This window comes from Lactobacillus kefiranofaciens (assembly GCF_900103655.1).
Taxonomy (GTDB): domain Bacteria; phylum Bacillota; class Bacilli; order Lactobacillales; family Lactobacillaceae; genus Lactobacillus; species Lactobacillus kefiranofaciens.
On record NZ_FMXC01000009.1, the window covers coordinates 45,899 to 69,921 of the forward strand.

Here is a 24,023-nt window from a genome sequence, read left to right on the forward strand (position 1 = left end):
TTTTATTTAGTTGTCTTATATATTTTAACGTATTTAGAAAAAAAGTATAGTATTGCTGTTTGTAGCACTAGTTTTTAAGGTTTTCTTATAAATGAGTTATTTGAGGCAAAGAAATTTTTTATAAACAATATTTCCCGTATAGTTAGATTAAGGAAGTGATTGTATGGATAAAAAATATTCAGATAATGAAGTGCGTGGAGAACGCAGCAGCCGACCAAAGCAGGTGGAAAAACAAGCTTTAACTTTAAGTTTTACCAAAAATGCTTGGGACAAATATCGACAACTAACAGGGTCACAGAAGACGTTTATTGATCGTGAATTAGACGATTTAAAATTTAATCAAAATAGACAAAAAAGTAAACAGGTTAATGCAGAGCTTGATCAGGTACTTGTTTTTGAGAAAAATGGTGCAGAGATAGTAATTACGGATATTGTGTATGAACCATATCGTGAAAGCAAAGAGCATAAGAAGGCTCAAATCAGGATGGAAGATATGAATAACTAAAAAAGAGTGCTTTGGGCACTCTTTTTGTCTTAAAATCTATTTCTTGTCCTTAGCCCACTTCAAACCGATACCAGTAAATCCACTGATGATTGAGAATACTGGTGAAAGCAAACTGAAGAATGCAAATGGCAAGAATTGAAGTACAGGTACGCCCAAGGTAGTAGCGGCAAATGAACCAGCAACACCCCATGGGATTAAGTAGTTGATAACACTACCACCATCTTCAAGCACGCGGCTAAGTGCAAGTGGTGAAAGCTTAATTTTATCAAAGGCAGGCTTAAATGCACGACCTGGCAAAATTACTGATAAGTATTGTTCACCAACAAACAAGTTGATACAGATACCTGAAAGAATAGTAACGGTAATTAAACGACCTGGTTTTCTTAAATGCTTAACAAGTGGTTCCATTGCACTTTGAACTACGTTAAATTTCATTAACATCCCACCTAATGAAAGAGTAGAGATGATTAAGGCGACTGTCGCCATCATGCTGGAAATACCACCACGAGTAAGCAGAGCGTTAACAGAAGCATCGCTAGTTTTAGCTACGAAACCATTCATAATTAAATTATTCAATGATTGTACTGATTCATGAGGATTTTGAACGAAAATCATGATCACAGTTGCTGCAATGTTGATGAAAAGAGTAGGGATAGCTGGTACTTTACGCCAAGCGCAAAGGAGCATAAAGACGATAGGTACAACTGCCCACCAAGAAATAGAGAAGTTGGTTTGTAAAACGTGAGAAGTACGTTCAATCTTAGTTGGATCCATATGACCACTATTGCCAAGAATCCAGAACAAAATCAAGGAAACAACAAATGATGGAATAGTTGACCACATCATGTTCTTGATATGGGCAAATAACTCACTTTCGGCAACTGCAGATGACAAATTAGTTGAATCTGATAATGGAGACATTTTATCGCCAAAAACGGCACCTGAGATGATTGCACCGGCAACCAAAGCTGGATTGGCGTTCATGCTGGCACCAATACCAAAAAGGGCGATACCAACTGTAGAAATAGTAGTAAAACCACTACCAATAGCGACACCAACAATGGCACAGGCGATAAAGACTGATGGAACAAAGAAGCTGCCACTGATTAAATGAAAACCAAGAACCATGATGGAAGGGATGATTCCGGCTTTAATCCAAAGACCAATCAAGGCCCCAATTAAAATAAAGATAAAAATCGGAATGATTGCAACGCCGATTCCCTCTTTAATACCATCTTGCACGTCTTTCCAAGTGAAGCCGCGAAATCTTGCCCAAAAGGTGAGCAAAAGAACCGTGAATAAAACAGGGACTTCTGGTGAAAGACCGAATTTAATTACTGAAATACCTAGAATAGCTAATAAAGCTATGAGGATGATAATTGATTCCGTAAAGGAGACCTTTTCCTTTTTCATATGTTTTCCTCCAAATAAAAAATCCCGTTGACTATTTAAGTCAACGGGACGACGATAGCCGTGGTACCACCCACTCTTTCAAGCGTAAGAGCTTGAATCTCTATCAGATGGTAACGGTTCTGAAAAGTTATCCGAACAATATTGAATCACGATGTAATTCGTCTAACTTCGCCTGACTGGTTCGCACTAACCACCAGATCTCTGAACGCTTAACGAAGTAGCTACTTTGTCGTTGATTGTTGGAAATTATAATAGCAAGATTAAAAAAATATGTCAATACTTTGGATAAATAATTTTGTAGTAGCTTTGGATCAAGTATTATAATAATAAAGAATTAAATGGTTTATTAAAAAGGCTGGTTGTTTATGGAAAAAAATCAAATTATCGATTTAGAGATTACTGATCTTTCATATGAGGCAATGGGTGTTGCCCATTACAATGGAATGACAGTATTTGTAACTAATGCTCTTCCAGGAGAAGTAGTTAGTGCCAAAATTTTAAAAGTTAAGAAGAACTTTGCTTTTGCTAAAATTGAAAAAATCAAAAAAGAAAGCCCTGACCGAGTAAAGGTTAAGTTAAATCAAGGGGTCCAATCAGGCTTGGCTTCTCTTGCTCATATTAAATATGATAAGCAGCTTGATTTTAAGCGTAATCAAGTGGTTAACCTCCTTAAGAAGGCCCATCTTGAAAATATTGAAGTGGGGGAAACTTTAGCTAGTCCCGAAGAAGTAGGTTATCGTAATAAGGCGCAAGTTCCTGTGCGTGAAGTAAATGGTCAACTAGAAATTGGTTTCTTTAGACGTCATTCACATGATTTGATGCCTTTGACCCACTTCTTTACCACTGATCCTGAAATTGATCGCGTGTTAGTAGCAGTAAGAGATATCTTGCGTAAATACAAGGTACCTGCTTATGATGAGATCAATAATAATGGTGAGGTGCGTTACCTTGAAGTTCGCCGTAGTAAATCGACTGGCGAGATGATGGTAATTTTAGTTTGCTTGCATAAAGATTTTATGCAATTACCAAATGTAGCTGCAGAAGTTAGTCAAATTCCAGGTGTTTCTGGCTTGATTCTAAATCATAACCCTAAGAAGACTAATGTCATTTTAGGGCCAAAGGATTATTTGGTCTTTGGTAATGATCAAATTAATGACCAAATTGGAGACTTGAAGTTTAGAATTTCATCTCAAAGTTTCTTCCAAATTAACTCTTTGCAAACGCCACGTTTGTATAATTTAGCAATCAAACAGGCTGATTTGAAGCCAGATGATGTAGTAATTGATGCTTATTCAGGTATCGGAACTATTGGATTAAGCGTTGCTAAGCATGTTAAGGCTGTGCGAGGAATTGAAGTAGTTCGGGATGCGATCAAGGATGCCAAAGATAATGCTAAGCTTAATGATATTACTAATGCTAAGTATTATTTAGGCAAGGCAGAAGAAATTATGCCACGTTGGGCTAAGAGCGGCTTAAAGACAGATGTGGTATTCGTTGATCCGCCAAGAAAGGGATTAACTCCTGAATTTATTAACGCTGCTGTTAAGACAGGACCTAAGAAGATTGTTTATATTTCATGCAATCCAGCAACATTGGTGCGTGATTTGCAATTGTTCCAAGAAAAAAGTTATGAATTTAATCGAATTGATCCTGTTGATATGTTCCCACAGACTCCACATGTTGAGAGCGTTACTGTCCTGAAACGTACAAAAAATAGCCGACAAACCGCGCTCTGACGGCATTTATAGATGATTGAAAGTGTACTTTTTCCCTTCTGAACTATTGGAAATAGTACACTTTTTCTATTTGAAGCTAGCGGGTCGAGTGTTCTATGTCCTATTTCGATAGTCGAGTAGTCGAATGTCCAGTTTGGTAGGTCGTGTCGATTAGGGTAGTGAAAGTAGAAGTGAGCCTTGATATGGTAGCGTTTGTGGTATGTACGAATCGGTCAGTTTGGTACTAAGGAGTGAGTTAACGAAAATAATATTGAATTTATGCTAATTCGGTTAAAATATCGAAAATTCGCAGGAGAGTTGTATACTCGACGTATATGACAAAAATTATTCTTTTTAAATACGGCAGATTGTAAAATTTAAGTTGAACATTTAAGTGGACAGAAAAACCCATCAAGGTCTTTAATGGTGTTACCGCACAATCCATTAGAAAGAAGGACCTTGATGAGCACCACTATTTTATCATTACAGAACCGTGTTGTCATTGAAACGCTTCATAATGAAGGACGTTCCTTGCGATACATCGCTAACTACTTAGGCTTTAGTAAGACCACCATCTTTAACGAACTTCACCGGCTAAATAGTGAGTACCAGGCTGGGCTAGCGCAAACTGACTTTGAACGAAAGGTTAGTCAACGGGGGCGGAAGTCTTCGCTCACTAAAAACCTTAAACACTTGATCGAGGAAAAGATTCAAGTCCAGAAGTGGTCCCCTGAACAAGTTGCCCATGTGGTGGGGATTGCCTACAAGACAGTCTATAACTGGATTGATCAAGGATGGCTTGATATACAGTTGCCCGATTTGCCTGATCATGGAATTCGTCGTCATCGTGCTAAAGAAAAGCGTGGTACGTTCAATCACGGCCGCTCCATTGAGGAGCGGCCTCATAAAGTCGAAACTCGCCAGGAATTCGGCCACTTTGAAGCTGATACCGTATTTTCTGGTAAACGTAAAGGTCAAGCTGTGGCTACTTTTGTGGAGCGTAAGAGTCGCCTGACAATTGTTAAACGGCTCCATGGTCGCGACAGTCAGTCCATGACTCAAGCCGTACTTGAACTAGCTAGTCAACTTCAAGACAAGCTCAAGACGCTTACCGTAGATCATGGTAAAGAGTTCGCTAACTATCAGACAATTGAACGGCGAACTGGTACACAGGTTTATTTTGACCATGCCTATTCACCACATGAACGCGGTAGTAATGAGAACCGTAACCGAGTTTTGCGGCGCTTTATTTCCAAAGGCCAAGCCATTGAAGAACTAAGTGATTACCAACTGGTTCAAATTAATTGGTATCTGAATTCACGGCTACTTAAATGTCTTAATTGGCATACACCAATCGAGAGCTTCTTGCTTAATCTACGTCACTAAATTCGTTCAAGTTATTTCTTGCAATCTGCCATTTAAAATAAAAAACGAAAGATGGCTCGAACCCCCGTCTTCGTTTAAAGAAAGGACCATCTTTCATGGATTATTCTACCAGAACTGCCCTTGGGATTAAAGATTCCCACTTAGAATTAGATACTGCCCATTTCAAAAATGTGATTGAAAGCCATGATAACCAAGTGGTTGTTCATCTCATTCAGTCTTATCCTTTACGCTGCCCGCGTTGCGGCCAATTAATGCTTAAAAATGGCTTCAAAATAGTTAACGTACTGGGACCAAGTCTACATTACCAACCAACTATTTGGTCGATTCGTAATCAAAAGTATCTTTGTAAACCTTCATCAGCTTGTCCATCAACGATTACGGAGTTGGCTAAGGTCAAGGACATTAAATATCGTCATCACATCAGCCAAGCAATTAAACAACAGGTGATGATACAACTAACTGCCAATGAGTCCCAAATTGATATCGCCAAGGAACTGGGAATCTCTGACTGGACTGTTAGACGGGTTATCTTTAACCTGGATCAATTTTTCAAACCAAACTATCATTGGTTACCTCGCCATATTGCCTTTGATGATTTTAAATCTGGTCGCTTTGCACCCAGTGGAATGAGTATGATCCTGATGAACATTGAAAATCATCGTACCATTGATATTATTCTGTCACGACGTAATCGCTACTTGCGTAATTACTTTCTGCGCTACGATCGTGCGGCTCGTCTGGCAGTGCGCACGGTTACGGTTGACCTGTATACGCCTTATCGTCATCTTATTCATGGACTATTTCCCCATGCCATAATTATTGCCGACCACTTTCATGTGGTCGCTCAAGCTTACCGGGCTTTGAATAAAATTCGGGTTAAAGCTATGAACCAAGCTGGCAATGGGAGCCATCAATGGCGGGCACTCAAGCATTTCTGGAAATTAATCCTAACCCCAGCGGGGTTACTCAAATATGATAACTATTGGTCACGTCGTAATTTTGGCTATACTCAGTTGACCGACGTTGAAGTTATTCAACGCTTACTGGCTTTCAATGATGATCTTAAACAAGCTTATCGTTATTATCAGGACCTTATTCTCGCGATCAATCATCGTAGTAAGGATGAACTCAATCATTTACTCGCGATTAAATGGACCCAGCTTCCCCAATCACTTCAAAAAGTTCAACGGACTCTCCGGAGGCATCGTAAAGAGATTATCACCAGCTTTAAATATGGTGACTACACGAATGGTCCAGTCGAAGGAACTAACAATAAGATCAAAGTTATTAAACGAACTGCTTATGGCTTTCGTAACTTCTTTAATTTTCGGGCTCGAATCCTGCTTGCCCTTCCTAACTCATACTTTGCCATCAACTGGAAGAATAAAAGAACAGCTCATGTCCAATCTCAGACACGAGCTGTTTGAAAAGTTATTCAAATTTTTCTATCAGTACTTCTTGACGAAGAGCCATAAAAAAGAACTGCTCCATCAAAAGCAGTTCTTCATAATATTAGACAAATTATTGTGGAACAACATTAGTCGCTTGAGGTCCTCGACCGCCTTGTTCAACATCGTAACTAACTTTTTGCCCTTCCTCAAGACTCTTAAAACCGTCAGTTTTAATTGCTGAAAAGTGTACGAATACATCTTTACCATCTGAACCAGTGATAAACCCAAAGCCCTTATCAGCATTAAACCATTTTACAGTACCAGTTTGCATATATATCCTCCTAGGAATCAAACCAAAGTAACCAAATTGAATTAACATCTAAGAAAATAATAGATAGCAAAGATGAATGATACTTATAACTTCCGTATATGTCAATTTAACTAACTTTAACACTTTAATTCGCTGTATGCAACCCTAAATAATTCAAGCGCACAGTTTTTCATATGACTATAATGATGTCCAATCGGAGTTGCTCAGTGTGATAAATAATTGGGTAAGTTCCTCAAAAGAGTTACAGTTACTGGTGGATGACTATTTGTTAACGGTTAACTACAGGTCGGTAATTGAAAATGATCTTGTCAATTATACACAAGGCATTGAATCGTATTTTAGAAATGAACGTCTTACTTTGAGGGATAAAATAAACAAATTTATTGAGGAATTGCCTGAATCCTATAGAGAACTATTATCTGAACACGTTGGAAATACAGATGATTGGATTGGAAAGCTTGTAAGCACAAGGGTATTCCTAACACACGGAGATAGAGAAAATATGGCGGTATCTAATCCTTATAAGTTAGTGCAGATGACAAAAATATTCGGCTTTATGGTTAGAATATTTATTTTACAAAAATTAGGGATAACCATTGATAAACCAAAGATACTTAATAAATTTAAGAATGTTTTAACTACTCATTACTATTAAGTAACACGAACTTACTGTAAATTAGGTTTAATAAAGATCAGAATGTTTAAAATAGCACCCAGCCAAAATAGCTGAGTGCCGTACACCATAAATTTCACATATTAACTCTAATTACTTCACCATTTTTGAACGTGAACTCCATGTAGCGTTAAAAGATGGTGATTTTTCGTGATATAAAGAGGTGTAAAATAACAATAGAGATTAGTATTCATTCGATGAGGTGACGCACCATGCAAAAATACATTAAAGTGATAATAATGACTGTCGTGATTTTAGCCTTGACGGTTGGTGGGCAAGTTGCACCATTGGCCGTCGCTGATTAGCTAAACCTTTCGGAGAACGCCGCCATAATTACTATGACGATTACTTATCCGATCATTGTGATTGGTGGTGGCTACCTGCTGAATCGCTTCTTGTTTCACTAGCGACTCCCCCTGATTATAAAGTGGCACTTTCAATGGTGGCCGATTGCTTACGCGATTTTGGCGGACGTTTTGATTTATCTAGTATCTTGGGTAGTACGAACTGGTTTCCATTCATCAGTGACAACAATGAATGATTGGTGGTTACAGTTAACCTTCACGGTGATCAGCGCGCCTTTAGTTGAGGAATATACCTTTCGTGGTTACATCTTTGGTGTCTTAGATAATATTTTCAACCAAACGGCTACAATTTGGATAACGTCTTTTATCTTCAGCCTGATTCACCTCTCTTCGCTGGGCAAGGCCGCTTGGTATAATGCTGTCTTTCTGGTGGTCGCTTATACCGCCAATGGGAATGTTCTTTACCTTAGTCGCTGTTGCAGCACAGAGTATGTGGGCAAGTTTTACTGCGCATGTAGTAAATAACTTATTAATTTACCGGTTCATCATTTGAAGAAAAAACGACACCTAGCCAGAATAGCTAAGTTCCACATATCCTTAGTATTACATATTAATTGTTCGTCGATTAATTCGTACTCGCTGTTGTTAAAATTCATTAAAAAAACTCCGTTCCGGATCTCTCCCGAAACGAAGGCAAAGGACAAAAAGAGCCACTGGTAGTGTGCAAAACAGTCCAAAACTTGTTCGTTTCGGGACTGCAGCAAACCTTCCAGTGGCTGGTTGCAGTAAAAGTATTCAGTTGAATGCGCATGCTGGAACACCGTTAGCTTGACGATGCATGCTGAATTAAATAGACAAAATTCACGTTCGCCGAATTAATATTGAGAAGCGCGTATGTAAGCGGTATACTTAAATGGTGAATGGATTTATTATTTTTAATTCACAATCAGTATATTGGAAAAGAAAATATGAACTCGGACAGTTTGGGACAAAATCGCCCCTTTTTTGGTCCGAAAGTTGAGCGTGATTGATATGGAATTTTCTGATTTTTTTGACATGCTATGGACTTATTTAGGTGACCCTGATGAGAGTAAAGATAATAAAGGTCGCCCTAAATTCTTTTGTCACCTAATAGATTTGATTATTCGTACTCCACAGACTGATGTGGAAGATAAAAAAGCAGAATTAAAGCAATTAGAAGACGAAAATAAAAATTATCAGAAGAAGAAAAAACTACAACAAGACAAAAAAGATCAGCGAGATGCTTTAAATGCAACTGTTAATAATGAATTATCAGAAGTACAGCATTCTTTGAACACTAAAATGGCCAGTTTAAACGAACAGGTCTGCGGATCTAATTCATTTCAACCTCCACGAATTGAATTAAAACCAAAAGAATACAATTTTGAAACGATTAATGACCAAGGTACAGGGACATCATTCAAAGGATTAATAATTTTTGATCAAGCTTGTCTTGACTTAACACGTTTACCATTCTTTATTCATGATTCACTACTATTTTCAAATATTGAGATTGATCGTAGAAATAGAATTATTGAAATGTATGCTCAAGAAACTAAGCAGATATTTATTTCAATTGATAGTATTGAAGTATTATCAGAAAAAGCACAAGAGATTATTAGAGAGAATACGGTTCTGACACTTGAACGTGGTGGTAAAGAACTGTTTGGGAGATCATGGAATGAGCAAGCAACCAAATAACCTAAAAATTAAATACAAGGTTAGCTACAAGAAATTGTGGAAATTATTGATTGATAGGGGATTACAGAAAAAAGATTTACAAACTAAATGCGATGTTAGCGCTGCTTCCGTTGCTAAGTTAGGAAAAGATGCTAATGTTACTACAGATCTTTTGATGAAAATATGCACTGGCTTAGATTGCAACCTTAATGACATTTGCGAAACTGTACCAATTAACGAAGAATAGGAGAAATTTCATGCAAACGGATAATGAAAAATACAATGAAACTGTACAGCCGAACACTGCTTTCTTAAATGAACTTAAAGAAAAGCTGCCTGAATTCTTTACCAAGGAAGGATCTTTTGATTTAGATAAGTTTAGGAACCAACTAAAAGATAAAAATGTTAATGAGCTGAGTGAGGGCTATCAGCTAGATTTCATTGGTAAAGATTATGCGCGTCGTCAGGCAGGTGAAATGCCGAGTACTGTAATTGTCCCCGATGAAAAGCAAAATCAAGGTGAAGGTAAGAACAGTAAAAATTTATTCTTTACTGGGGATAATTTGGAAGTTTTACGCCATTTGCAAACGTCTTACCAAAATAAGATTGATGTTATCTACATTGATCCCCCTTACAACACAGGCAGCGACGGATTCGTATATCCGGATTCTTTTGAATACAGCGATGAGCAACTGAAAGACATGTTTGGCTTAGATGATGATCAGGTAGAGCGATTAAAGAGTATTCAAGGCAAGTCTAGTCACTCCGCTTGGTTGACATTTATGTACCCAAGATTAGTACTCGCTAAAAGACTTTTAACTGACAAAGGTGTAATTTTTATTTCAATTGATGATAATGAACAAGCTGATTTACGCTTTGCTTGTGATGAAATATTTGGAGAAGCAAATTTAATATCGCAAATATGTCACAAATCCCGAGCATCGATTTCAAATGATAAGATTGTATCAAATAGCCATAATCAAATATTACTTTACGCAAAAAATGAAAGATTAGTATTTGATAGTAGAAAAGAAATTGGTACCACACCAAAACTCAATGGTTTTAATCATCAAGATGGAAATGGTAAATATAAATTGGTACCTGTAGATGGTCCTGGCGGGGCCAAAAAAGGAAATCCATTTTATAATTTCTTAGGTGTATCCGGTTATTGGAGATTTTCTAAAGAACGTATGCAGAAAATGTATGATCAGGGATTAATAGTAAAAACTGATAATAACTTACAACAGAAATATTATTTATCAAAAGCTAAAAAGTCGAGGAAGACTGTTGATTCTTGGTGGGACGAAAAGTTTTATACTTCTTCTGCAACTTCTAGACTATCAAAGCTGATGGGGGGGGAATTACTTCGATACTCCTAAACCAGTAAGCTTAATAATTAAAATGTTACAGATGTTTACATGCTTCAATAAAAATGCTACTGTATTAGATTTTTTCGCAGGCTCATCTACAACCGCCGATGCGGTTATGCAGCTGAATTCTGAAGATGATGGTCATCGCAAATTCATCATGGTGCAACTTCCAGAGAAAACTTATCACATTAATAAGGATGGTAAAGAAGTACCAACTAAGGGAGGCCAAGCGGCATATGATGCTGGCTTTAAATCCATCGACGAAATCTCTCGTGAACGTATTCGTCGTGCTGCCAAAAAGATTCGTGAAGATAACGAATTAACTCTGCCAGAAAACTTTGATGGAAGTTTTAAACATTATCGAGTAGTAAAGCCAGTTAAACAAACGCTTGAAGAGATTGATGACTTTGATCCAAATAATACTAATTTATTCACTAATATGGTGGATGGATTTTCTAGTCATGCCTTGGCCGTTGATGGGGATGCTACAGGTGAAGAAACCATTCTAGCAACTTGGTTAGCTAAAGATGGCTATTCATTTGATGCTGATGTTGAAGAAATTAAATTTAGTAATTATACTGCTTACAAAGTTGAAGACAATCGTCTGTACTTAATTAATGAAGGTTGGAGAGCAGAGCAAACTAAAGAGCTGTTAAATAAACTTGGAACTTACCAATTAGAAATACAGTCTGTTGTACTATTTGGTTATTCATTTAATGTAGCTGAACTACGTGAACTTGAAAATGGTTTGAAGCAATTAGACAGTAAAGTAACTTTAATCAAGAGGTACTAAGCCATGAAGATTAAATTAGAAACTTTACAACACCAAACCGCTGCCCTGGCAGCCATTGATAAAGCTTTTCCTGGTATGGACACGATGTCCAGTGATCCTAATGCTAATTACATTTATGCCAATCCTTTAATTAAATATCGTTATAACGATAAAGCTAATATCGATATCAAGATGGAAACAGGTACTGGCAAGACCTATGTCTATACCAGAATGATGTATGATCTTCATCAAAAATATGGCTTATTTAAATTTGTGATTGCGGTGCCGAGCCCTAGCATTAAGGAGGGTACCCGTAGCTTTATTACCAGTGATTATGCTAAACAGCACTTTAGTGAATTCTACGAAAATACCCGGGTTCAATTAAACGTTATTAATGCGGGTGATTTTAGTGCACGTTCAGGACGACGAAACTTTCCTGCGCAATTATCAGAATTTGTCGAAGCTACGCGGCAAAATGCGAACCAAATTGAAGTCTTGTTGGTTAATCAGGGAATGCTGCACTCTAAGTCGATGCACCGTGATGACTATGATCAAACTTTACTCGGTGGTGAGACATCACCAATTAAAGCGATTGCAGCTACTCGACCAGTCGTTATTATTGACGAACCGCAACGTTTTCCACGTGGTAAAAAGTTTTATGAAGATATTGAAGCAATGAAGCCACAATTAATTGTGCGTTTCGGTGCTACTTTCCCAGAAACTACCACTGGTCGGGGCAAGAACAAAATCACTAAGATTGATTATTACCGTGGTGAACCTCAATTTAACTTGGACGCCGTGGCCAGTTTTAACCAAGGCCTGGTTAAGGGTATCGATATTGATTATCCTGATATGCCAGAAGAACAGGCAAATAACTGGTATAAAGTTAAGCAAGTCAAAGCTAAAGAATTAGTTTTGACCAAGGGTGGCAAAGACTATCCATTAAACGTAGGTGAAAATCTGGCTGATGTGGATGCTGGCTTTGAAGGCAATATTACTTACGCTGGTGGGACTGACCGGGAACTTTCCAATGGTTTGGCTTTATCCAAAGATATGAAATTGATCCCTGGTACCTTTGCGGAAAACTATCAGGATGAAATTATCTCACAGGCATTAGATTGCCACTTTAAGGCTGAGGAAGAAAACTTCCTACGTTTAAATTCAGGGGAGAATGCTCCAAAGATTAAGACTCTATCCTTATTCTTTATTGATAGTATTTCCAGCTTCCGTGGCGAAAACAGTGGTAAGGGTTGGCTTGCTCAGCACTTTGAGGATATTTTAACCAAGAAACTCAAAAAATTAATTGATCGTTTTGAATTGGCGATTGATGATCGGGAAAAAGAGTACCGCTCCTTCTTACAGGCTACCTTGAAGAGTTTGCAGTCAGAACATCAGGATGTTTATGCCGGTTACTTCAGTGAAGATCGAGGCAGTTCTGATGCCGACATTCAGGCTGAAGTTGAAGACATTCTAAGTAATAAGGAAAAATTGCTCAGTTTTAAAGATAAAGATGGTAATTGGCTGACCCGGCGCTTTCTGTTTTCTAAGTGGACACTGCGTGAAGGTTGGGACAATCCAAATGTCTTCACAATTGCAAAGCTACGGACTTCTGGCTCTGAAATTAGCAAAATCCAGGAAGTTGGTCGGGGGTTACGGCTGCCTGTTGATGAAACCGGCCACCGTTTGAATCAGGATGAATGGCCAAGTCGCCTTTCCTTCCTAATCGGCTATGATGAACGAGACTTTGCTCAGAAACTTGTTGGTGAAATTAATGATGATTCCCCAATTCAATTAAACCAAGAAGAGTTAACTGATGACATGATCAAGCTGATTGTTAAAGCCAAACAAAAAACTGACCCTAAATTTGATGAGGATCAGTTGCTTGATGATTTGGATGATCATAATGTGATTACCCGTTCTAATAAGTTTAAGGACGAAGTAAAACTTGATGGTCAAACAATGTCTGGCTATGATGCTTTATGCCATCTTTACCCAGAATTAGTACAAGAAACTAAGGTCGCCAAGGATAAGGTTCGCGATAAAAACTCGAAAGATAGCACAACGGTTAAATTACGGAAGCAAAACTGGCAGCAACTGAAGAATTTGTGGTTGCAGTTAGCTAAACGTCAAATGATTAGGTTTGATCCGTCAGTGAACAAGGATGCTGAAACGGTGGCTTGGAACGTATTTAACGATAGCGATAATAAGATTTTTGTTTTGCAATGTCCGCAAATGGTTCATCAAGAGGTTGATACTACTAGCGGCAATGCTATTGTCAAAGAGACGCAAGCGGATTATAGTACTGAATATTTAACTATGAAATATGGTAAGTTTCTCAAAATTTTGGCTAAGCAAACGGACTTGTCAGTTAACTTGTTGAACAACCTAATGATTAAAGCAATTAAGAGGTTAAGGAACAATACCAACTATATCAATGAAAAGACACTGGGAAACTTAATACAAACATTTAACAATCAATTTAACGAACGAATCAAAACTTCTTATAGTTATGAACCTTTGAAGTTTTCAGCCTCTACCTCGATTTATAATGCCAAGAAACATGAATTTGTAGATTCGATTCCTGCTAGTGTTCTGGGCGTATATCAGTCAAATTCGACTTCTGATGAAAAATACTTGTATGATCGACCACCACTGCGTTATGACAGTGCGGATCCAGAATTGAAAATTTTGCAGCGCTCATATGGACCTAAGATCAGTGTTTTTGGCAAGCTACCAAAGAAAGCAATCAAAATTCCACGTTTCGATAACGGGACGACGACACCGGACTTTATTTTTAAGATTGAGCATGGTAGTAAGCCGATCTATTTGGTGATTGAAACTAAAGCTGAAAACATGCGTTTAGGTGATGAAGAAATCCGGATTATTCAACAAAAGTACTTTGATCATTTAAAGGAATCTGGAGTTTACTATCAGATGGCTACTAGTGAGCAAGAAGTACATGATTTGATCAATAAATTGGAGAATGGGGAGTTGAACTAAAATGTTGTCGCTAATCGAATTAGCTAAAGAGGGAAAGTTAGAGAAAACTGGTGCCAAGCCCAAGTTACCGATTAAGGTTGATGGGGTTAGCTCTGAAACGCTGGATGTTTACAAGATTCCACTAGAATATGTCTATTACAATGACAAAAATGGTCGGATTGCAACCGGTATTTCACAGTATCAGGATGAATTGAATCCAGCCAATGATCAAGAAGATCCACAATATAACAATTTTGTTGCTAAATTAATCGAACAAGACAATTCATCAGCCTTGAAGCGGACAGAAAAATCGATACAAGAGTCTGGTCAGCAAGTTTATGGGTACGTACTGGATGACGGACGGATTGTAGATGGCAATCGTCGCTATACGGCATTACGTAATATTCGTCAATCTACTGGTAGGACAGTATATTTTGAAGCTGTTGTTTTGCCGTTTTCATATGGTAACACTACTGAGCGTGCTAAGATCAAAAAGCTAGAGTTAGCCATTCAGATGGGTGTTGAAGAGCGCTAAGATTATGATCCAGTTGATCTGGCTGTGGATATTTATCAAACCACTAGCGGTGATGATCCAATTATGACTCAGGCCGATTACGCAGCTGATTCTCATATGCGACCAACAGAAGTTAAAAAATATTATGATGGTGCGGTCTATATGAAGAAGTTTCTGGAATTTATTGGTGCTTCAGAGAATAATTTCAACATTATCAAGGAAAGTAAAGTGTGGTCACTTTTCTATGAAATGGGTAAATCGTTATCTAAGAATTTTGGCGACGATCCTGAATCTCAAGTTCGCAAGAATGAAACGATGAATTCATATTTTGGCGTTATTCTTTATCAAATTCATGTTGGCGTTAGTGGTAATACAGCCAGGACTCATATTCGTGAATACGGTAAAAATATCGTTAATAGTGTTGACAATGAAGATTTCAATGATGATGTAGCTGACATGATTGATGATCTTTCAGAATCACTTCAGGACGAGGAAATTCACACTACCTCTGATCTGATGCAGAGTTTGACGGATGAAAACGAAACCGTTGAAGAGCTTGGTGATACCTTTGACACCTATATGCGAAATGCCCGTAATAGTGAGTCTGTAGATAAGTTCATCCGCAATATAAAGCAGAATGTGAAGTACTACCACGACTTAAATGAAGATGGTGGCCTGATTGGGAGTCTTCGTTACAACGAGGTTAGTGAAGATCAACTAAAGGAACTGCAGAAATATATGCGTGACCTAAACCAATTTAGTAAGGAGTTGTTCAGCAAGTATGGGGATGAAATCAGATAATCCAATCATTATCAAGAATGATGACGGCTTGTTTCAGCTGGTAGATGATGATCACCATACACTGGAAACCAAGGTTGCCCAACGCGGATTAGATATCTTTGCTCCATATTTTAAGGATCCTGAGCAACGTAATTTTAAGGAAGACTTGACTTATGTTCAGTTGCTGGAGCTAGTCAAAAAGCTTAATCGTCGACTACAACGAAAAGGATTACCAGAAGTCCAAACTAGTAGCAAATTCGATCGGTTTGTGCAGCAACGCCAATACTACATCAAAGAGCAAAGCCAGGCGGGGTTAACAATTAAAGACGGTGATCCTCGTTGGCAGCAAGAGTTTGACAATTTTAGGGCGATTGTCAGTCAAGAATTTACCCGGTCATTAAAGCCTGAACAAGAAAAGGCCAGCTTCTTCATGACTATCATGAAGCGAGCTGCTAACTTTTCGGTGCCAGGTGCTGGCAAAACTGCTATGATGTATGGCACTTTTGCTTACTTATCTAGTCCTAGAGTTAATGAAGTTGATAAGCTGTTAGTCGTTTCTCCATTGAATGCTTTTGCTGCATGGCGGACAGAATTCCAGGAGGTTTTTGGGTCAAAGCGTGAACTTCATTATCTCAATATGCGGGACAAAAAGTACAACAATAATGTCGGAGCCGTTAAGCATGATTGGATTAAGTCAGATGTGATCACGATCAACTACGAAGCCTTGCAGAGCAAATTAAATATCATCAATGACTTGTTGGACTCGAAAACGATGCTGGTTTTTGATGAGGTTCACCGGGTTAAAGGCGTCGGTGGCCAGCGAGCTAAAGCTGCTCTCAGTCTCAGTAGGGCACCACATTATCGATATGTGTTAACTGGAACACCGATTCCCAATGGCTTTAGAGATATTTATAATTTCTTGCATTTAATGTATCCTGATGAATACTCTTCATTCTTTGCCTGGGATCTGACTACTCTTAATAATATTGATCCAGAAGATGTTAATAAGAAGTTATCACCATTTTTCTGGCGGACCAACAAGCAGGATCTTCAGGTTCCTAAACCGGATCCAGATATTATTAAAGAAGTAGCTCCATCAAAAAATCAGGAGCTGCTGGCACAGGCGATTTATGAAAATAAAAACGGAATATTGGCGACCTTTATCAGGTTACTTCAGGCTTCGACAAACCCGGAGTTGCTGAGCACTAACATCAACTATAAAGAATCAGGACTGGTAGATGCTGATTCTGGAGTGTGGGATAAACAGACGGCCACGGTTGAAAAAGAGAATTTCAGTAGCGGAGAAGCTTATAAGAAATATGATTTAACTAAGATAGAGGCGCCTAAGTTTGAAATGGGCATTGATCTGATTGATAAGCTGGTCAGTCAAGGCAAAAAGGTCCTGGTGTGGGGTATGTTTGTCGGTACTATGCAAAAGATTACTGATACTCTTAATGGCATGGGCATTAAAACTACCTTGGTTTATGGAGCGACACCAAAACAGGATCGAGAAGGAATGATTAATAAATTCCGGACCGGTGATGCACAAGTACTGGTATCGAATCCTAACACTTTAGGGGGAATCCATTTCGTTGCATCAAACTGTACACGACGCGGTTTACTTCGAATACAACTTTAATTGGACCTTCATGTTGCAGTCCCGAGATCGGATTAACCGTCTGGGACTACCAGCAAATCAATACACAAGGTACTACTATTTGATGACCAAGGGCGATGTTGCACATATGGGCTTTATCGACAGGATAGTTTACAAGAAACTAAAAGATAAAGAAAAAGTGATGCTGGATGCAATCGATGGTCAGCTGCTTGTTCCTGAATATACTGACGATTACTTGCAGGAAGTTAAGGACATTGTGATGGGGAGGTATAAGTGATGGAAACTATACAACTAATAAAAGATATAATACTCAACGAACTCCAAGATAGAGTGAAATATATTTTAAGCTTTAAAAATAAGTTAGAAATATTAGAGGAAAACGATATACAGCAAGGGGTTACTGTAGCTAGGGCATTACAAAGTTTTATTAATGCTGAGGATAAAGAAGTAACCAAAACAAGGTACGACCGTTTGATGAAGAGCAACAATTATTTATTAAATTACAAGGGCTTTATTCTGGAGTTCCGACAATTTAACGGTCAAATTACTAAAAGAAACCTGCATAGTTTTATTTTTGAAATAACATCAGCTCATGAGTCAACAGTACTTAATGCATTATTTCCAAATGGAAATGTGCAGTTTAAGGATCTGTAATTTGCCACTAGTAATCACTGATGGTAAAATATGAATGTAGACAAAAAAGCGAGCCGCTTTAAAGGCGGTGGCTTAGTTACTTTTTATCTAATAAAAGATTGTCCGCAACTGGCCAAAGTTATGTGACGATCTTTTATTATGCACAGAATGTGAAAATAAAGGTTAGTAATGCAACGATGAAAGTCGCAAATGCTAACGCTAGCATGAGTATCTGGTAGACGCTCACGGGCCGTAATCCTTTCTGAAGAATAGCTCATTGGAACCACCTCATCTCGAGGGAACAGACACCGCCCATAAAACTTCTCGCAAAGGTGATTATGTCATAATTGGATGATTGCTTTGATATTTATAGTTCAGGTTTCCGCAAACGTTTGTCTACTAACCATTGTGGATCTTCTGTTACCACAGATGGCTATATAATTTTGATCAGCTAATCATCTACACAATCTAGATCTATTAGCATTTTTGAGTCGTGTAGATATATGTGCTACTATTTCGTAGACATTCCCTATTGCGACAGGGCGCAATTTGTACCTAATGTGCAATTGCCAGACACGGGTCACTGCATGTTGAAGCTGTAACTGTTCTTACAAAGAAGTAGAAAATGATTATTAAACCACTAATTTCTGAAGATGAAGCAAAAGAAACAAGTCGACTTTTTCAAAAATGTTGGCAAAATACATATAAAGATATATTGCCAGATGTATTTTTAGATAATATTCCTGAAAATGCATGGGTTAAACGGTTGAATGAAAGTGGCCGTCACAATTTAATTTTTATTGATGATGACAATAAAATTCGTGCTGCGGTGAGCTATGGTCGCCCGCGTGATACTCGCATGCTAGGGTGCGGCGAATTAATGGCTTTATATGTTGAACCAGATTTCCAAGGCTTTAATATCGGAAAAACTTTGCTTAATGCTGCCGAAAATGAATTGAAAAAGATGGGTTACGGCAAGATCTATCTGTGGTGCATTGATGGAGATGAAAATGCACGACAATTTTTTGAACATTTTGGCTGGGTTAATAATGCTACCGAAAAGTTTGTGGAAATTGCTGGAAAAGAATACAAGTACTTGCTATATCAAAAGAATTTGCATGATTAAAAATTATTTGAGATGCAGTTATGTTCTAAATTGGACATAACTGCATTTTTTTGCAAAAAAGACTTGCGCTTTTATCTCACTTTAGTATAATAGTATCTGTTCGGCTATGGAGGATTACCCAAGTGGCTTAAGGGGACGGTTTTGAAAACCGTTAGGCGGTTCTGCCGCGCGTGGGTTCAAATCCCACATCCTCCTCTGATTGGTCCATTGGAGGTCCATTGGAGCAGTGGTTTATCTCGCCTCCCTGTCACGGAGGAGATCGTGGGTTCAAATCCCACATGGACCGTTTATGGCGGAATTGGTGAAGGGGTTAACACACTGGTTTGTGGATCCAGCATGCGTGGGTTCGAATCCCACATTCCGCCCCATAATGGAGGATTAGCTCAGCTGGGAGAGCATCTGCCTTACAAGCAGGAGGTCACAGGTTCGAGCCCTGTATCCTCCATATTTTTTTACTCTTATTATCGCTGATAATAGGAGTTTTTGTTTTTTAAAGGGAAAGTTGAATGAATAAAAAACAAATTACAATGGTTACGATTGCCCTGATGCTTGGGAATGTAATGTCAGGACTTGATGGAACAATTATTAATACTGCAATTCCGACAATTGTGGCAGCTTTGCATGGGATTCAGTTTATGGGCTGGATTGTGGCGATTTTCTTATTAGGGATGTCGATTTCGATCCCAATTTGGACTAAGATTAGTGAGAAAATCACTAATAAAAAGGCCTTTGAAATTTCTCTAGTATTATTTGTGCTTGGAGCTGCTTTGCAGGGAATGGCACCAAATATCATCTTTTTCTTGTGTTCTAGATTCATTATGGGGATCGGCGCAGGTGGCATGGGATCTCTTCCTTACATTATTGCCGGTTACGTTTTTAAAAATATTAAAACTAGAACCAAGGTCCTTGGCTACTTGACTGCTAGCTGGAATGGTGCTGCAATTTTAGGACCATTAGTTGGTGGTTGGCTGATCGATGCCTTTTCTTGGCACTGGGTCTTCTATATTAATATTCCAATTGGTTTGATAGCATTAATCATTTGCCTTATCTACTACAAGCCTGTTACACCAGAAAAAACACCAGTCTTCGATATTCCTGGTGCTGGTTTGTTAGTTATTGGCTTGCTTTTATTCTTGATGGGTGTTCAATTAGTTGGCTTAACTGCTAATTGGATTGTGATTAGTTTGATTATCATCAGTCTAGTATTTATTGTTCTCTTCTTTATTCGAGAGAATCATGCAGCTAATCCAATCATCCCAGTATCTTTGTTTAAAAATAAAGATTTAGATGGTGACTTTCTTTTATTTGCCTTTACTTGGGGTGCATTCATTGCAGTTAACACCTACATGCCAATGTGGGCTCAAGCATTGCTTGGTTTATCTGCACTTTTAGGTGGGATGACTTTGATTCCTAATTCAATCGTGGAAATCATAGCCTCTCAAAGTGTAGCGGCTATTCAAGAGCACATGAGTACATTTAAATTAGCCTTAATCGGAATCATTGCAATGATGATTTCATCAGCTGGTTTATTTTTAGCAGATATCCATACACCGGTACAGATGCTGACCTTTATCGGTGCATTTTCAGGAATCGGTGTTGGCTTTATCTTCGTTGCTATGCAATTGAAGGTTCAACTTGATGCTGGATTGAAAAATATGGCTACGGCTACTTCAACTTCATATTTGATTAGAATTTTGGCTCAAACCGTCATGGCAGCTGTGTACGGCGTAATTATGAACTTGAACTTGGCAAGCGGCGTTCATACATATAAGGGCATTACGATGGCAATGATGAACAAGTTAAGTGATGCAAAAAGTGCCAAATTATTGCCTCAGGAATTGGTACCAACAATGAGAACAATTTTCCATGCGGGGATTAAAGAGATTATGTTGGTATCGTTAATTTTGTTAATCATCGCTTTTGTGTTGAATTTCTACTTTAACTTTGGTAAAAAGCGTAAGAAACTACAATAATAAGACATTAAAGCATAATGTGTTTTTCCGCATAATTAATTAAATCTTCTAGTGGAGTAGCATAATCTTGCTTCACCCACCAGATTAAAAGCATGTAAATTCCGCCGGATTGGTAGGCAATTGCATAATCTGGCAAATTTAAGTCAGGGTGGTAGACACTAAGCAGCTTTTTTAAGTAGCGAGTTTGAAAGTTTAATAGACTCCCTTCAAAGCCAGCGTCTAATAAGATTTTCATGACCTTGGGATTTCCTTTGAAAAAAGTTAGGTAAGCTACTAACTGCTTGGTCAATGTTTTTAATTTGTGTTCATTGATATCGACAATGAATTTTTTATATTGATTAGCCAAAAATAGCGTTAATACATCATTTTTTTGGCTATAGTTACGATAAAAAGAAGTTCGAGAAACATGAGCTTTACGCGTAATTTCTGCAATGGAAATTTCTGCGTAAGGCTTTTTTTGTAATAAAGAAAATAAAGCTTTTTCTATATGTTGCTGCGTGTGCAGGCTTTTCATATTCATAAAAAATCATCCTTTGATTAGTTTTAATTTGACAAATGATATCGCTTACACTATTATTATAGCTGTAAATAGTTACAAGTGTAACGATTAATTGAAAGAAGTGGCAGTTATGCATTATAGCAATGGTAATTATGAGGCATTCGTAAAGGCTGAAAAGCCAAAAGACGTTGATCAAAAATCTGCTTATATCGTCGGTTCAGGTTTGGCAGCTCTTGCCAGTGCCGTCTTCTTAATCCGTGATGGTCAAATGAAGGGTGAGCATATTCACATCCTTGAAGAATTGGGCTTACCTGGTGGCTCAATGGATGGTATTTATAATAAAGAAAAGGAAAGCTATATCATTCGTGGTGGACGTGAAATGGAACCACATTTTGAATGCTTGTGGGATTTGTTTAGATCAATTCCTTCAACTGAGCACGAAGGCGAATCTATCTTGGATGAATTCTATCGCTTGAATAGAAGAGACCCAAGTTACGCTAAGACCCGTGTCATTGTTAATCGTGGTCAAGCTTTGCCAACTGATGGTCAACTTTTGTTAACACCAAAGGCCGTTAAGGAAATTGTCGATCTTTGCTTGACTCCAGAAAAGGACTTGCAAAACAAGAAGATTAATGAGGTCTTTACTAAAGAATTCTTTGAATCAAACTTCTGGCTGTATTGGTCAACGATGTTTGCCTTTGAACCATGGGCCAGTGCAATGGAAATGCGTCGCTACTTGATGCGGTTCGTACAACACGTAGCAACGCTTAAGAACTTGTCATCACTACGCTTTACTAAGTACAACCAATATGAATCATTGATTTTGCCAATGGTTAAGTACTTGAAGGATCATGGCGTACAATTCCACTACAACACGATTGTGGATAATGTCTTTGTCAACCGTTCAAATGGTGAAAAAGTTGCTAAGCAAATTATCTTAACCGAAAATGGCGAAAAGAAGAGCATTGACTTAACGCCAAATGATTTGGTCTTTGTTACTAACGGTTCAATTACTGAAAGCACAACTTATGGTGACAATACGCATCCTGCTCCAGCAGAGTATGAATTAGGTGCTAGCTGGCAATTATGGAAGAACCTTGCGGCTCAAGATGAAGACTTTGGTCATCCAGAAGTCTTTTGCCATGATATTCCAAAGGCCAACTGGAGAATGTCAGCTACGATTACCTTCAAGAATGATGATATTGTGCCATTCATTGAAGCAGTTAACAAGAAGGACCCACACAGCGGTTCAATTGTTACTAGTGGTCCTACTACAATTAAGGATTCTAACTGGTTATTGGGTTACTCAATCAGTCGTCAACCACACTTTAAGGCTCAAAAACCAAATGAATTGATTGTTTGGCTTTATGGTTTGTTCTCAGACACTAAAGGCAATTATATTCAAAAGACTATGCCTGATTGTTCAGGGATGGAAATGTGTGAAGAGTGGCTCTACCACATGGGTGTTCCAGAAGGAAAAATCCCTGAAATGGCTGCAGCTGCTACAACTATTCCAGCACATATGCCATACATTACCTCTTACTTCATGCCTAGAGCATTAGGCGATAGACCAAAGGTTGTGCCAGATCATTCTAAGAACTTGGCCTTTATCGGTAACTTTGCGGAAACTCCAAGAGACACCGTCTTTACTACTGAATATTCAGTTAGAACCGCCATGGAAGCTGTTTACACCTTGCTTGATATTGATCGTGGCGTGCCAGAAGTCTTTGCTTCTGCCTTCGATGTCAGAATGTTGATGAATGCAATGTACTACTTGAACGATCAAAAGAAGCTTGAGGATCTTGATGTATCAATGCCCGAAAAGTTGGCAATTAAGGGTATTCTTAAGAAGGTCAAGGGCACTTATATTGAAGAATTAATGAAGAAATATAAGTTGATTTAGATAATTGGATAAAAACAGAGCAACTGTCGTGCCATGCGGCAGTTTTTCTGTTATTATGGCTCTTTGTCAAATCCTGTTGATAGAGAGTAAATGAATAGAATCAGGCAGTCATTAAAAGGATGTTTGGCTCTTTTTCTGTATATTGATTTTCCTCTAAACGAATTCTGGTTAATAGATTGATAAAATTGGAATAGCCGAAAGCTGTTCGTTCGATTTGCTTGATTTTGCGGTTGAAGCCTTCAAGACAGCCATTAGAATAAGGCAGCGCCGCACCGTTAAGCACCGCTTTTAGATTGTATTTAAAAGTTAGCAGCGTCTTATGCATTAGGGTTCCAATTGAATCTTTGCTGGTAATCAATGATTTAAGCTCTTGAGTGTTGTTTGTTTCAATTGCTTGAATAAAACTCTGCATCAGGTTATATGAGTTCTCTAAAGC

At 38.2% G+C, this 24,023-nt stretch carries 20 protein-coding genes, 4 tRNA genes and 2 pseudogenes; 21 read left to right on the forward strand and 5 right to left on the reverse strand.

The window, feature by feature from the left end:
* Window positions 1–163: 163 nt before the first annotated feature.
* A complete protein-coding gene (locus BLP58_RS05010) occupies window positions 164–505 on the forward strand; it encodes a hypothetical protein (RefSeq protein ID WP_003626893.1) in 342 nt (113 codons plus the stop codon).
* Between the two features lie 36 nt (window positions 506–541).
* Here the strand turns inward: BLP58_RS05010 and nhaC are convergent, their stop codons facing one another.
* Window positions 542–1,918, reverse strand: coding sequence for a Na+/H+ antiporter NhaC (gene nhaC, locus BLP58_RS05015; protein ID WP_013854602.1), 1,377 nt, complete (start codon window positions 1,916–1,918; stop codon window positions 542–544).
* 365 nt (window positions 1,919–2,283) lie between these two features.
* Here nhaC and rlmD point away from each other — a divergent pair, with 365 nt between their 5' ends.
* The 3 genes from rlmD to BLP58_RS05030 all read left to right on the forward strand — a co-directional run bounded on the left by rlmD (window position 2,284) and on the right by BLP58_RS05030 (window position 6,446).
* Window positions 2,284–3,654, forward strand: a complete 1,371-nt coding sequence (rlmD, locus tag BLP58_RS05020; RefSeq protein WP_013854601.1) for a 23S rRNA (uracil(1939)-C(5))-methyltransferase RlmD — start codon at window positions 2,284–2,286, stop codon at window positions 3,652–3,654.
* Between the two features lie 441 nt (window positions 3,655–4,095).
* A complete protein-coding gene (locus tag BLP58_RS05025; RefSeq protein ID WP_013854600.1) occupies window positions 4,096–5,019 on the forward strand; it encodes an IS30 family transposase in 924 nt (307 codons plus the stop codon).
* A 95-nt stretch (window positions 5,020–5,114) separates the two neighbouring features.
* On the forward strand, window positions 5,115–6,446 hold the full coding sequence (locus BLP58_RS05030; protein ID WP_013854599.1) for an ISL3 family transposase: 1,332 nt from the start codon (window positions 5,115–5,117) through the stop codon (window positions 6,444–6,446).
* A 94-nt stretch (window positions 6,447–6,540) separates the two neighbouring features.
* On the opposite strand, the gene BLP58_RS05035 is transcribed toward BLP58_RS05030, so the two are convergent.
* Window positions 6,541–6,741, reverse strand: a complete 201-nt coding sequence (locus BLP58_RS05035) for a cold-shock protein (RefSeq protein ID WP_013854598.1) — start codon at window positions 6,739–6,741, stop codon at window positions 6,541–6,543.
* Window positions 6,742–6,949: 208 nt separating this feature from the next.
* On the opposite strand from BLP58_RS05035, the gene BLP58_RS05040 reads away from it, so the two are divergent.
* The 10 genes and pseudogenes from BLP58_RS05040 (at window position 6,950) to BLP58_RS05085 (ending at window position 18,107) form a co-directional block, all read left to right on the forward strand.
* Complete coding sequence (locus tag BLP58_RS05040) at window positions 6,950–7,396, forward strand: HEPN domain-containing protein (RefSeq protein ID WP_003674720.1); 447 nt, start codon at window positions 6,950–6,952, stop codon at window positions 7,394–7,396.
* Between the two features lie 551 nt (window positions 7,397–7,947).
* A complete protein-coding gene (locus BLP58_RS05045; RefSeq protein WP_074484248.1) occupies window positions 7,948–8,244 on the forward strand; it encodes a CPBP family intramembrane glutamic endopeptidase in 297 nt (98 codons plus the stop codon).
* 507 nt (window positions 8,245–8,751) lie between these two features.
* Entirely contained in the window at window positions 8,752–9,441 is a 690-nt protein-coding gene (locus BLP58_RS12320; RefSeq protein WP_013854595.1) for a DUF2326 domain-containing protein, read from the forward strand.
* Window positions 9,422–9,667, forward strand: coding sequence for a helix-turn-helix domain-containing protein (locus BLP58_RS05055; RefSeq protein WP_013854594.1), 246 nt, complete (start codon window positions 9,422–9,424; stop codon window positions 9,665–9,667). Before BLP58_RS12320 ends, BLP58_RS05055 begins: the two co-directional genes overlap by 20 nt.
* A gap of 10 nt (window positions 9,668–9,677) precedes the next feature.
* Window positions 9,678–10,799, forward strand: coding sequence for a site-specific DNA-methyltransferase (locus BLP58_RS12740; RefSeq protein WP_074484249.1), 1,122 nt, complete (start codon window positions 9,678–9,680; stop codon window positions 10,797–10,799).
* 31 nt (window positions 10,800–10,830) lie between these two features.
* Window positions 10,831–11,583, forward strand: coding sequence for a hypothetical protein (locus BLP58_RS12745; protein ID WP_404804741.1), 753 nt, complete (start codon window positions 10,831–10,833; stop codon window positions 11,581–11,583).
* Window positions 11,584–11,586: 3 nt separating this feature from the next.
* Window positions 11,587–14,562 carry a type III restriction-modification system endonuclease gene (locus BLP58_RS05070; protein WP_013854592.1) on the forward strand — a complete coding sequence of 992 codons (2,976 nt, stop codon included), beginning with the start codon at window positions 11,587–11,589 and terminating at the stop codon, window positions 14,560–14,562.
* Between the two features lies 1 nt (window position 14,563).
* Window positions 14,564–15,856, forward strand: a pseudogene (locus BLP58_RS05075) (ParB N-terminal domain-containing protein).
* Window positions 15,837–17,730: pseudogene (locus BLP58_RS05080) on the forward strand (SNF2-related protein). The pseudogenes BLP58_RS05075 and BLP58_RS05080 overlap by 20 nt, the downstream one beginning before the upstream one ends.
* On the forward strand, window positions 17,730–18,107 hold the full coding sequence (locus tag BLP58_RS05085) for a hypothetical protein (RefSeq protein WP_013854591.1): 378 nt from the start codon (window positions 17,730–17,732) through the stop codon (window positions 18,105–18,107). The pseudogene BLP58_RS05080 and the gene BLP58_RS05085 overlap by 1 nt, the downstream one beginning before the upstream one ends.
* A gap of 136 nt (window positions 18,108–18,243) precedes the next feature.
* On the opposite strand, the gene BLP58_RS12630 is transcribed toward BLP58_RS05085, so the two are convergent.
* Window positions 18,244–18,312: a hypothetical protein gene (locus BLP58_RS12630; protein WP_219349973.1), complete on the reverse strand. Its 69-nt coding sequence runs from the start codon at window positions 18,310–18,312 to the stop codon at window positions 18,244–18,246.
* A 399-nt stretch (window positions 18,313–18,711) separates the two neighbouring features.
* On the opposite strand from BLP58_RS12630, the gene BLP58_RS05095 reads away from it, so the two are divergent.
* The 6 genes from BLP58_RS05095 to BLP58_RS05120 all read left to right on the forward strand — a co-directional run bounded on the left by BLP58_RS05095 (window position 18,712) and on the right by BLP58_RS05120 (window position 21,185).
* Window positions 18,712–19,212 carry a GNAT family N-acetyltransferase gene (locus BLP58_RS05095; protein WP_003633097.1) on the forward strand — a complete coding sequence of 167 codons (501 nt, stop codon included), beginning with the start codon at window positions 18,712–18,714 and terminating at the stop codon, window positions 19,210–19,212.
* Between the two features lie 108 nt (window positions 19,213–19,320).
* Window positions 19,321–19,407: transfer RNA gene (locus BLP58_RS05100), tRNA-Ser, on the forward strand.
* 17 nt (window positions 19,408–19,424) lie between these two features.
* A tRNA-Asp gene (locus tag BLP58_RS05105) sits at window positions 19,425–19,498 on the forward strand.
* 6 nt (window positions 19,499–19,504) lie between these two features.
* Window positions 19,505–19,580, forward strand: a tRNA-His gene (locus tag BLP58_RS05110).
* A gap of 4 nt (window positions 19,581–19,584) precedes the next feature.
* Window positions 19,585–19,657: transfer RNA gene (locus BLP58_RS05115), tRNA-Val, on the forward strand.
* A 61-nt stretch (window positions 19,658–19,718) separates the two neighbouring features.
* On the forward strand, window positions 19,719–21,185 hold the full coding sequence (locus BLP58_RS05120) for an MFS transporter (protein ID WP_025084126.1): 1,467 nt from the start codon (window positions 19,719–19,721) through the stop codon (window positions 21,183–21,185).
* A gap of 7 nt (window positions 21,186–21,192) precedes the next feature.
* Here the strand turns inward: BLP58_RS05120 and BLP58_RS05125 are convergent, their stop codons facing one another.
* Window positions 21,193–21,705: a TetR/AcrR family transcriptional regulator gene (locus BLP58_RS05125; RefSeq protein ID WP_013854589.1), complete on the reverse strand. Its 513-nt coding sequence runs from the start codon at window positions 21,703–21,705 to the stop codon at window positions 21,193–21,195.
* 109 nt (window positions 21,706–21,814) lie between these two features.
* On the opposite strand from BLP58_RS05125, the gene BLP58_RS05130 reads away from it, so the two are divergent.
* A complete protein-coding gene (locus BLP58_RS05130) occupies window positions 21,815–23,587 on the forward strand; it encodes an oleate hydratase (protein WP_013854588.1) in 1,773 nt (590 codons plus the stop codon).
* Between the two features lie 100 nt (window positions 23,588–23,687).
* Here the strand turns inward: BLP58_RS05130 and BLP58_RS05135 are convergent.
* Window positions 23,688–24,023 (reverse strand): transposase (locus BLP58_RS05135; protein ID WP_143000318.1); only part of this gene is annotated, 336 nt, incomplete at its 5' end.

Coding starts and splice junctions, on each gene's coding strand:
- BLP58_RS12740 (WP_074484249.1), top strand. CDS start 9,678: ATGCAAACGGATAATGAAAAATACAATGAAACTGTACAGCCGAACACT.
- BLP58_RS12745 (WP_404804741.1), top strand. CDS start 10,831: ATGTTTACATGCTTCAATAAAAATGCTACTGTATTAGATTTTTTCGCA.
- rlmD (WP_013854601.1), top strand. CDS start 2,284: ATGGAAAAAAATCAAATTATCGATTTAGAGATTACTGATCTTTCATAT.
- BLP58_RS05085 (WP_013854591.1), top strand. CDS start 17,730: ATGGAAACTATACAACTAATAAAAGATATAATACTCAACGAACTCCAA.
- BLP58_RS05035 (WP_013854598.1), bottom strand. CDS start 6,741: ATGCAAACTGGTACTGTAAAATGGTTTAATGCTGATAAGGGCTTTGGG.
- BLP58_RS05030 (WP_013854599.1), top strand. CDS start 5,115: ATGGATTATTCTACCAGAACTGCCCTTGGGATTAAAGATTCCCACTTA.
- BLP58_RS05095 (WP_003633097.1), top strand. CDS start 18,712: ATGATTATTAAACCACTAATTTCTGAAGATGAAGCAAAAGAAACAAGT.
- BLP58_RS05120 (WP_025084126.1), top strand. CDS start 19,719: ATGAATAAAAAACAAATTACAATGGTTACGATTGCCCTGATGCTTGGG.
- BLP58_RS05125 (WP_013854589.1), bottom strand. CDS start 21,705: ATGAATATGAAAAGCCTGCACACGCAGCAACATATAGAAAAAGCTTTA.
- BLP58_RS05055 (WP_013854594.1), top strand. CDS start 9,422: ATGAGCAAGCAACCAAATAACCTAAAAATTAAATACAAGGTTAGCTAC.
- BLP58_RS05025 (WP_013854600.1), top strand. CDS start 4,096: ATGAGCACCACTATTTTATCATTACAGAACCGTGTTGTCATTGAAACG.
- BLP58_RS05010 (WP_003626893.1), top strand. CDS start 164: ATGGATAAAAAATATTCAGATAATGAAGTGCGTGGAGAACGCAGCAGC.
- nhaC (WP_013854602.1), bottom strand. CDS start 1,918: ATGAAAAAGGAAAAGGTCTCCTTTACGGAATCAATTATCATCCTCATA.
- BLP58_RS12320 (WP_013854595.1), top strand. CDS start 8,752: ATGGAATTTTCTGATTTTTTTGACATGCTATGGACTTATTTAGGTGAC.
- BLP58_RS05070 (WP_013854592.1), top strand. CDS start 11,587: ATGAAGATTAAATTAGAAACTTTACAACACCAAACCGCTGCCCTGGCA.
- BLP58_RS05130 (WP_013854588.1), top strand. CDS start 21,815: ATGCATTATAGCAATGGTAATTATGAGGCATTCGTAAAGGCTGAAAAG.
- BLP58_RS05045 (WP_074484248.1), top strand. CDS start 7,948: ATGAATGATTGGTGGTTACAGTTAACCTTCACGGTGATCAGCGCGCCT.